1 protein-coding gene is annotated in these 228 nt (G+C 60.1%); it reads left to right on the top strand.

Annotated elements, in window-relative coordinates:
• Positions 1–228: SDR family oxidoreductase (locus SB771_RS37610; protein ID WP_410722353.1), on the top strand; the 228-nt coding region annotated here is incomplete at both ends.

Below are 228 nucleotides of genomic sequence, written 5' to 3'. Positions count from 1 at the left end.
GCACCTTGACGTGCTGTTCGCGAACGCGGGGCTGGGGTCGCTGGCGCCGCTTGGAGCGATCACGGAAGAGCAATTCGATTTTACGTTCGACGTCAACGTGAAAGGAACGCTGTTCACAGTTCAGAAGGCGTTGCCGCTGATGAGCGCGGGTGCTTCGATCATCCTGACCGGGTCAACGACAGGTTCGAAGGGGACGCCGGCGTTCAGCGTCTACAGCGCAACGAAAGC

Origin of the sequence: Burkholderia sp. SIMBA_051 (genome assembly GCF_046534915.1) — a bacterium.
In the GTDB taxonomy this organism is placed as follows: domain Bacteria; phylum Pseudomonadota; class Gammaproteobacteria; order Burkholderiales; family Burkholderiaceae; genus Burkholderia; species Burkholderia ambifaria.
Note: the sequence above shows the minus strand (reverse complement) of the source record. Positions and strands in the feature narration are given on the sequence as shown.